Origin of the sequence: Okeania sp. SIO3B5 (assembly GCF_010692555.1) — a bacterium.
Lineage (GTDB): Bacteria > Cyanobacteriota > Cyanobacteriia > Cyanobacteriales > Microcoleaceae > Okeania.
Genome location: NZ_JAAHHG010000383.1, coordinates 1 through 9,820 on the forward strand (window position 1 = coordinate 1; position 9,820 = coordinate 9,820).

7 protein-coding genes are annotated in these 9,820 nt (G+C 39.5%); all 7 read right to left on the reverse strand.

What is annotated here, in order from left to right; translation table 11 throughout:
• Window positions 1-286: 286 nt before the first annotated feature.
• Window positions 287-757 (reverse strand): ATP-binding protein, encoded by a 471-nt coding sequence (locus tag F6K54_RS32655; RefSeq protein WP_293087333.1) that lies wholly within the window; start codon window positions 755-757, stop codon window positions 287-289.
• Window positions 758-1,015: 258 nt separating this feature from the next.
• Window positions 1,016-2,449, reverse strand: a complete 1,434-nt coding sequence (locus tag F6K54_RS32660; RefSeq protein ID WP_293087336.1) for a PP2C family protein-serine/threonine phosphatase — start codon at window positions 2,447-2,449, stop codon at window positions 1,016-1,018.
• Window positions 2,450-2,937: 488 nt separating this feature from the next.
• On the reverse strand, window positions 2,938-3,276 hold the full coding sequence (locus F6K54_RS32665; protein ID WP_293087339.1) for an anti-sigma factor antagonist: 339 nt from the start codon (window positions 3,274-3,276) through the stop codon (window positions 2,938-2,940).
• Between the two features lie 296 nt (window positions 3,277-3,572).
• On the reverse strand, window positions 3,573-5,693 hold the full coding sequence (glgX, locus tag F6K54_RS32670; protein ID WP_293087342.1) for a glycogen debranching protein GlgX: 2,121 nt from the start codon (window positions 5,691-5,693) through the stop codon (window positions 3,573-3,575).
• Between the two features lie 434 nt (window positions 5,694-6,127).
• Window positions 6,128-6,469: an anti-sigma factor antagonist gene (locus F6K54_RS32675; RefSeq protein WP_293087344.1), complete on the reverse strand. Its 342-nt coding sequence runs from the start codon at window positions 6,467-6,469 to the stop codon at window positions 6,128-6,130.
• 451 nt (window positions 6,470-6,920) lie between these two features.
• Window positions 6,921-8,741 (reverse strand): AGE family epimerase/isomerase, encoded by a 1,821-nt coding sequence (locus F6K54_RS32680; RefSeq protein ID WP_293087347.1) that lies wholly within the window; start codon window positions 8,739-8,741, stop codon window positions 6,921-6,923.
• Window positions 8,742-9,348: 607 nt separating this feature from the next.
• The coding region (locus F6K54_RS32685; RefSeq protein WP_293087350.1) for a DJ-1/PfpI family protein at window positions 9,349-9,820 on the reverse strand (472 nt) is incomplete at its 5' end.

Consider the following 9,820-nt stretch of genomic DNA (forward strand, 5'->3'; position numbering starts at 1 on the left):
TTAACTTCCCTGGCGGGAAGTCCCGCGCTCTCCCGTTGGCGGAGGATGGTGGCGGCAGCTATTAGGGGAGCGGAGGGATGGGAAAGCCAGGGCCTTGAGTCGGATATCTCCACAAATAAAACCTTCCTATACCCTTGACAAGCTAGCAGGTATGTATGTTATTATCAAGAGCAAAACAGGGGGAGGACATCACCTCACACGAAACAGCGGTCATTTTTTTTATGACTGAAGAATCCCGCGTTGTCGCGCTATGCGCAACGTCGGGAGTATGTCAATACGATTATTTCTATTCTGTTGTAGTCCTATTCACAATTAAAATATTACGATTGCGATCCCCTATATGTTCGTAAATAAACTTATCAACACTATCTTTTGCTAAATATACTCCTAATCCACCCATAGGGCGTTTATCTAAGGCTTGTTGTAAAGTTTCTTCTGTTACAGTGTTTTCTTGAGTAGGATCGTAAGGTATAGCTGTATCTTCAATATAAACAGTTAAATTTTGCTCATTTATTTCTGCCTGTATAGAAATATCCCCTGCTAAACCAGCTTCATCATAGCCATGAGTAATAATATTTGTTGTTATTTCATCTACTGCTAAACGTAATTTATATGATGCTTTTTTTTCTAAACCAGCTTCTTTTCCTGCCGACATAATATACTGACCAATTTTTCCTAAAGAGTCTAGGTTACCTGACACTATTAAAGGTTCCATAATGCTCCTTTTTTCTTGTTCTTTTTTAGTAATAGTTTTCATCTTTTGTGTGGCGGGTTTAATACCCCATCGTCATTTCAGTTATCAGTTATCAGTTATCAGTACCTCTGTCTGTTTGCGCAGCATTCCGTCGCAAACTCAGAGGCTTGAAATATTGAACTTTATTTTTTTTTCATCCCCTTGAAAAGCGAGGCTTGAGACCTTATTTTTTTTGCACCCGCAGTCCTTAAAATTGTTTGGGGTTTTAATCCCACTATGCAATTTTCCCTTCTGCCTTCTGCCTTCTGCCTTCTGCCTTCTTCAAGGATTTCTACGCACCGCTAACATTGTAATATCATCAAATTGTGGCGCATCATCCATATAATTAAATAAATTATCTTTAATGCGTCCCATCAATTCTGAGGCAGAATCAGCAGGTTTTTCTACTATTTCTTTTAGCCTATTGTCTGTAAATAACTTTCCTTCGGGAGATTTTGCCTCAGTTACTCCATCAGTATAACCTATTAATATATCTCCCGTTTCTAACTGAACCTGCTGAATTCCAAACTTCATATTTGGCATCATTCCTACCGCCGGGCCTGTAGAATTTAATGTTTGTTTTATACCGTCTTGATTAACAATAAATAGTGGTTCATGTCCTCCATTAATATAGCTGAGTATACCAGTCTTTGGATCTAATATCCCAAAAAATAATGTGGCAAACATACTCATTTGCCAATGTTTTTCTGCCACGTAGTTATTTGTGCGGCGGACAGCTTGAAGGGCATTAAGGTGAGCTAAGTTAGTTGCATTTGACTCACCTATCCAATCACCATTAACAGGTTTATGTGCTTGAAGTATGGGAGCTGCAGTTCCTTGGAATTGAATTTCTCCAGAAAAAATGCGAATTAGGCTGCGGAATAGAGCCATAAATAATGCAGCCCCTACTCCTTTATCACAAACATCTGCAATTACTAATCCTATTTGATCATTCTCAAATGTGAAAACATCGTAAAAGTCTCCTGCTACTTGCTTTGCTGGATGAAAACAGGCAACTATTTCCCAATCATCCAACTTAGGAATGTCGTAGGGAAGAAAGTCTATTTGAATCTGTCTACCCTTTTCCAATTCATTGTCTAGAGCTTTGGAATAAGTATCTAGTTGCCCATAAAGTTTGGCATTTTCTAATACCAATCCTATCTGTTCGGCAATAGCTTGCATTGACTCTGCCATTCTCGAAGTAAAATGATTGGCTTGAGAATGCAGCAAGGTAATAATTCCAAGCAACTCTTGTTTGCCATTGATAATCGGAACACCTAATGCTGAACGAACTATATAAGGTTGATCGGGTAAAGTCAGCCAGCGCTCGTCTTGTTCAGTATCCGTAATCAATCCTATCTCAAGGTTACGACTTACCCAACCTGCTAACCCTTTATCTAAAACACTACCTATTAGTTTAGCGCGTTGTTCGGGAGTTACTTCAGTGCGAGTGAGAATAGCGTCTACAATTTTCTTAGATCCAGGGTCTAGTAAAAATAAACTTCCTTTCTCTGTGGTAGTGACATCAGCACAAACATCTAAAGTTTTTTGCAAAGCTGCTTTAATAATTCCTCCTGGTCTAGAGGAGCATCCTGTTGTTACTTCTGTTAATACCTTTTGAGCTAGTCGGAAGGCTGCTAATTCTTCTGTGACTTTGGCCATCTCCTGTCGCAGCAAATCTAGTTCTTCTCTCAGGTTTTCTTCTATAGTTGCCATTGCTGATAATACTCTTAGCCTATTAATTAATGATATAGAGGTTAGGTACTGATGACTAGGAAATAATTGCACCTTGGCCTTTTTTTCTAATTTCACGAAGTAACATAACGTTTACAGGATAATTAATTATTAATCATTATTAATTAAATAATTCAGCTTACTCTGCCTCCTGACTCCTGACTCCTAACTCCTGACTCCTGACTCCTAACTCCTGACTCCTGACTCCTAAAGACTTAAGCAATCTATAACTGTTTAACCGGATTTGATATTACGCTTGCCGATCCGTCCGTTTAGAGTCTCGAAATACCCTCCCGCGACTTATCAAAAATTCTTGTGGGCGTTTATTTGTGGCTTCAAGGTGCGCACTGCTCATTATAAATAAAGCATAGAAACCGGGTTAATATGAAATGCCCTACTATCCTGAAATCTACCTCCCATAAACCCGGTTTCTTATAATACTCCGAAGCAAGTGGATTTGATATTATTAATTAAACCGCTTCTATCTTAGCTGCATCATATTCATCCAGTAAATAAATACTTTGATCGAAACCTGTTTTCTTGATAGTATCCAGCACCATTTCTTGAACACCTACCATATAAATATCAACACCTGTTCCCATTTTTTGTTTAGAGAAAATCAATACCCGGAGACCTGCACTTGCCATATACTCTAGGTCATTCATTATTAAAACAAGTCTTTTCGGACTTCCGGTGGCTGCTTCCTCTACTTTTTCCTTAAAAACTGGAGCGGTAGATCCATCTAGTTCTCCAGATAAAGTTATTTTAGCGATGCCGTTTGTTGTTTCTAGATTTGCTGTAAAAGCCATAATTTTCCGTTATTTATTAATTTCGTGGTAATTTATACTACTGAGCGATATTTTTGGTTTTTCTATCATATCATTCCTGACTTATATCATGTCCGGATAATTAGTAGACATCTCGATAAAAGAGAGAACAGGGAACAGGGAGAAATAATTGATAATTTATGGATAATAATTGATTTGATTTTTGATTTTTACCAGATGTCTAGGGATCAAAAAATTTTCTCTTTCTTTATCTTCTTTCTTCCCTCCTGACTCCTGACTCCTGACTCCTGACTCCTTCGTCTCAACCGGACATGATATTATTTTCCTACCAGAATAACTACTGAGCGATCGCCAACCATTAACCCCTGCTGATTTTCCAACAGAGGTTCAGTTCCTGGTGCCCAAGCATCTTCTGGTGGAGTACAACCAGTATTAGCAAAGACGTGCCATTTCTTCCCATCTGATAAACCGGGAATTTCAAACCAGAGATTTTCCCAGTGCATATTCATTGCGACATAAATATCATTATCTTGCTCTGTTGCTTCTCTGGCGTGTTTACCACAAAGCATAAAAGCAATAGTCCGAGAATGAGCTGACCAGTCAGCATTCCAAATCTGAGTACCATGCCAAGTAACATCTAAATTTCCACTTCCTGCATAATCTTGATTTCGGAAATGGTTATGATTTCTCAATACTGGGTGTGCTTTCCGAAATGCAATGCAATTCTTGACAAACTTAAATAACTCAGCATTAGTTTCCAGAAGTTCCCAGTTTAGCCAATTTAGTTCTGAGTCGTGGCAATAAGTATTATTATTACCATTTTTACTGCGACCAATTTCATCACCCATTAACAACATAGGTACACCTTGACTAACCATCATAATTGCGATCGCATTTCGCATCTGACGGCTACGCAAAGCATTTATTCCAGGGTCATCTGTCCAACCCTCTGCTCCACAATTCCAACTTTCGTTATCATTAGCACCATCGTTATTATTTTCGCCATTAGCTTCATTATGTTTCTCATTGTAAGAAACCATATCGGCCAAGGTAAAGCCATCATGAGCAGTAATAAAATTAATAGAAGTTGCCGGAGCGCGACCTTGCCAAGCATATAGGTCTGGGGAACCTTGTATCCGTTGCGCCATTTCCCCTACAGTACAATCACCTTTAATAAACTTGCGAATAGCATCGCGATACTTACCATTCCATTCTGCCCAACGTCCAAAAGCTGGAAAAGAACCCACCTGATATAAACCACCTGCATCCCAAGCTTCTGCAATCAACTTACAGTTAGCTAAAATTGGGTCAAAAGCCAAAGTTTCTAAAAGTGGAGGATTTGCCAATGGCGCTCCCCAGGGGTCTCGACCGAGAATTGAAGCCAAATCAAACCGGAAACCATCAATATGATATTCACTTGCCCAATAGCGCAAACAATCTAATACCACATTTCTGACAATGGGGTTATTACAGTTAATCGTATTACCGCAACCACTAAAGTTAAAATAATAACCTTCGGGCGTTAACATATAATATGTCTTATTGTCAATACCCCGGAAAGAAATTGTCGGACCGTTTTCATTTCCTTCCGCTGTATGGTTGAACACCACATCCAGAATTACCTCTATCCCATTTTTATGCAGTTCTTTAACAAGATTTTTTAACTCATCCATCTGCATTCCTAAGTTACCTGTAGCTGCATAACCTGCTTTCGGGGCAAAAAATCCGACCGTACTATAACCCCAATAATTGTAAAGCATTTCCCCTGTAATCGGGCTGGGACGGGAATTTTCAAACTCATCAAATTCATAGATAGGCATCAATTCTACTGAATTAATACCCAATTCTTTGAGGTAGGGAATTTTTTCACGGATGGCAGCAAATGTTCCGGGATGTTTTACTCCAGAAGAAGGATGAGCGGTAAAACTACGAACGTGCATTTCATAGATAATTTGGTCTTCTGGTGGAATTTCTAGAGGGCGGTCATTTTCCCAGTCAAAATCATCATAAGCAATTCTAGCTCGATGTTGATAATTGTCATCCCAGTTAGGAAAAACTCCCCAAACATCGCGACCACCAATAATCTTAGCGTAGGGGTCCATCAGAATTTTACTCTTGTCGAACCATTGACCTTCCTGGAAGTTATTTGGTCCGTCCATCCGGTAGCCATATTCGATATTTTCTATATCTAGGTCGAAGACAATCATACAATAAACGCTCCCAATCCTAAATTCTTCAGGAAAGGGAATTTCTGCCATTGGTTGGAGAGCGCCTTTTTGAAACAAGACCAATGTACAGGATGTAGCATTAGAGGAGAATATAGAAAAATTCACTCCTCCAGGCACCAGAGTTGCACCGAATGGAAAAGGTTTCCCACTACGCAGTTTCAAGTCACCGTGACTGTGGGTAGGATGAATATCAATACGATCTAATTGCATGACTTTTAATTAATTATGATGTAGAGGTAATTAATAATTAATAATTAATAATTAATAATTAATAATTCAGGACTTACGCTCCTACAGCGTATTGTCGTCATTGCGACCGATAGGGAAGCAATCTCAAATCCTAGCTATTGGTAGTGGATTGACGCAGCTAAAACTGTGCATTAGCTTTTAACTTGAAAATTCTTACTTTTGAATGCATGACTTTTGAATTGAATCTAATGCACTATTTTAGGTGAAACAGTCCAGTAGTGGATTGACACAGCTAAAACTGTGCATTAGCTTTTAACTTGAAAATTCTTACTTTTGAATGCATGACTTTTGACTTTTGAATTGAATCTAATGCACTATTTTAGGTGAAACAGTCCAGTAGCGTAACGCACAAAGACCTATATCTATTGTCAGTGCGTAAGTCCTATTTATATTTCTTACTTTAGCGTTGCCATTCCTGACTCAAAATTTTCAGCAGTTGCAAAAAAGTCTAGAAACCCAGTCACAGACATAGTATCTTGAAGTTCTTCAGAAAGCCCAACTAATACAATTTTTCCTTCCTTTGCTGTGGTTTGTCGGTACAATGATAGTAATGTGCGCAACCCTGCACTAGACATATATGGCACATTACTCATATTTATCAGAATTTTGCACTCAGGAGTCGCGAGGGGGAGAATTTCTTCTGAAACTTTAGGTGCTGTACTAGCATCAATGTCCCCTGTTAGTTCTACTACTGTAATATTTTCTTCTATTGTTCTAATATTAATTTCGATTGCCATTTGATTTAGTGTAATAATACTCAGGTATTTTAGATGTAGGTTAGGTTGAGGAAGTGCGATTCGTTTGGCTAGAACAGGCTAATGCCAATGTGAAACGTCTCTGTTAGGGCAGCTTATCCATAGGATAAGGAGAAAACCCAACACACAAGTATTATATATAATCCGGTTATATAATAATAGAGGGAGATGGGGAGGCAAATTTTCACCTTTTCCCCCTCCCCTATTCTATTTCTTTAGCTTCTGAGTTCTGTACGTCTCCAAAAGGAAAGGTTAGGACAGTTATAAACTGTTGAACTCAGGCAAAGTCAGGAATTATACATAAACTCTACATATAGTGAGGGCGAATGCCATCCCCCCTACAGATAGTGGTTTAAAAGTCGATTTCCGTAAGCCCTGAAAGAAAGACTTTCCCTTCTTCCTTCTTCCCTCTTACTTCTTCCTTCTTACTTCTTCAGGTAGGCACAATATTGACCTTAACTTTCACCCTTTCTTTAGTATCAGGCAACTTGACACTCAATTTCTCAGCATCAAAATCACTGTAGGGGCTGCCATCAATTTCTACAGAGCCAATTTTAATACTACCTGGAGGCAGAATATCTGGCGACACCCGCAGGATATTATCAGGGAAACCACCAGGAATAGGTTTAAAGTAAAAATCCATTGGCTGCTTATTAACCAAGAGATTAGTATAAACAGCAGCTAGGAAACATAACTCTGTAGAGTGATAACCACTCATGGAGTGAGAACCCTTACCCCGTTCATTACCACTTGCTAAGAAAGGAATACCATTAGCAAGAACATTGAAATAAACCCCACCATCTTCTGTATCTAGGAACCAAGCGTTATAAAAAGCAGCAGCTTCCCGCGCTAACCGATGATATTCTCCATCTCCCAAAACTCCTGCCAGGATATAGTAAGCTAGAATAGACTGTTCTTGTTGCCACCAAGCTTTACGGTCGTGCCAAACAAAACGGTGGATTTTTTCGTCTTCACCTAATACTCTTTCCACTACATCATACCAACCACCTCGTTGTTGGTCGCTGCCCACTGCTGGCATAGTATCAGCAATTTTCTTGGCCAGATCGACATAAGAATCTTTAGCTTTGAGACTATTCATCCGCATCAAATTCCAGGCAATTTTCATATTGTGGCCAACTACTGCCCGGTTTTGCTGCCATCCCCAAGTATGGTCTGGACTCCAGTCTTCAAAGAATTTTTCATTGACAAATGGAGAGTTTTCGTAGTCTGGGAACCGCTTTTCAATAGTATCAAAGGTATATTCAAGCATATCCGCATATTCTGGTTTTTCTGTTGCTAACCAGAGATTAATTAGATATGCTGGTGCGTGGTCCCCTACTGAGTTCCAGTTTTTAGTACCTTTGTTCCGTCCTAATGATTCGCTCACGGGGTCTAGGGTTATGGGGTCTAGGTGAGAGTAGTAACCGCCGCGATCGCTCTTATCCAGGTAGAAGTCGTTGAATAGCTTGATGGTTTTCTCGGTATCGTCCATGATCCGAGGGTCCCCATTAAGTCGATATGTTTGTAATGGGCCTGCCAGGGCGTAAATTTGTTCATAAGCAGGAATAGCATCGTAGTCATCGCCAAATTCTGAAGCGAAGATTTTTTGTTCCCGCTCTCCTTGTACATCAATACCGTGATACCAATAGACAATTCCTTCGTCTAGGTCTACAAACCTCATGTGGTCTCGCAGATATTCGGTGCCTTTTTCTGCTGCTTCTAGAAAAATGTCTTCCCCAGTCATCATGTAGGCAGTTGCCATTCCGTAAACCATCCGGGAGATAGTATCAGTTTCTTGAGAGAAGTTTACCTGAGATTTGACACCGGATAGACTTAGAGTTGTACGATAGTTGCGGTAGTCAATTTCTTCGTCGCCAAACTGAGCTTTGACATAAAAATTAGCAAGGGAACGCACCTGGTCTACCCACCAGTTTGGTTTCTCAAAAACGTAGTCTTCTGCTTGGCGACCGACAAATATAATTTGTTTGGCTTCAAATATGGAGCTATCTGGGTAGAATACTCCATAAGTGAATAAATACCGACCAGGTACTAACATTGACCGCATGGAACCTGTAGCATCTGGGTATGCTTCGTCTAAGTTTTGTACGAGTTTGGCGTAAGATATTGGACTTAGTCTGGCTTGAAATTCTCTGCCGTCTGTTGTTTTGATACCAAAAATATCTGTTTCTGAGTCGTATTTGGTAACATATCCTGCTATTAAGTCAGAAAAGCTAAATTCTATTTGGGTACTCATTTTGGATTCTTTTTAACTTTACTTTACAAGTTTTTTTGGCGCTGCATAAATGCGCTTGGGATTTTAAGAGTTTTGTGGAATGGGCATCTTGCCCGTTCCCCGTTCCTGACATTTTTACCGCAGGCATGGACAGGCAGGCAGGGACAGGCAGGCAGGGACAGGCAGGATGCCTGCCCCCACTTACCACTTATATTCATCCCGCCTCTGAGCAATGCCATTTTTTTTGTATAAAATCCTTACGGTATCTTTGCATGGGGTATATACTTTTGGCATAGAAATCAGGTAGAGTCGCCGTCATAACATTTGACAGGAGTTAGAAGTCAAAAGTTAGAAATCAAAAGTTATAACTTCTAACTTACATTTTAGGCACTTAAAACCTCTACTATACAGTCATTTCAGCTTATTACTTGACTTCAGTCAGTCACCAACTATTTGTCACATTTTTTAATTGAATCAGGAAATTGAGAAATAGAATAAAGGAAAAAGGTAGAAAAATATTCCCTACTCCCTTGGGTATCCGTGTATCTGTGCCATAATCGGTGTGAGCCACTCCCCTACTCCCTGACCTATCCGTGTATCCGTGCCATAATCGGTGTGAGCCACTTCCCTAAGCTTCGATCGCTTCTACAAATTTTTCCATAAATTCATCTGTTACACCTGGATGTTTGGCTGTGATTAAGTTTCCATCAATCACTAAATCTGCTGTTTGGTCTCCATCAAATATTACATCTGCTCCAGCATTTTCTACATCACAAATAATATTATGAGCACAAGTAACTTTTTTATTTTTTATCATTTCATTGTCGGCACAAAATAGCCATAAACTATGACAAATTGCTCCTAATTTTACGTTGTCTGTATTGACAGCTTTGCGGAGAAATGCTACAGCAGGTGCTTGGTTTGGTTCGCCTTTTTTAGGATTTACTTGATACCTCAGTCTATCCATAGCATAAGCGCCAATACAAATTATCCCTTTATAATCTGAGGGGTTAATATCATTAACTTCTGTCGAAACAGTAACTTGTTCCTCAACAACATTATTCTCTGGGTTAGAGCCAAAATGTAATTCTTTATTACCC

Bases quoted from the DNA above. Each gene is read 5' to 3' on its own strand.
- F6K54_RS32655 (WP_293087333.1), bottom strand. From the start codon at position 757: ATGAAAACTATTACTAAAAAAGAACAAGAAAAAAGGAGCATTATGGAA.
- F6K54_RS32660 (WP_293087336.1), bottom strand. From the start codon at position 2,449: ATGGCAACTATAGAAGAAAACCTGAGAGAAGAACTAGATTTGCTGCGA.
- F6K54_RS32665 (WP_293087339.1), bottom strand. From the start codon at position 3,276: ATGGCTTTTACAGCAAATCTAGAAACAACAAACGGCATCGCTAAAATA.
- glgX (WP_293087342.1), bottom strand. From the start codon at position 5,693: ATGCAATTAGATCGTATTGATATTCATCCTACCCACAGTCACGGTGAC.
- F6K54_RS32675 (WP_293087344.1), bottom strand. From the start codon at position 6,469: ATGGCAATCGAAATTAATATTAGAACAATAGAAGAAAATATTACAGTA.
- F6K54_RS32680 (WP_293087347.1), bottom strand. From the start codon at position 8,741: ATGAGTACCCAAATAGAATTTAGCTTTTCTGACTTAATAGCAGGATAT.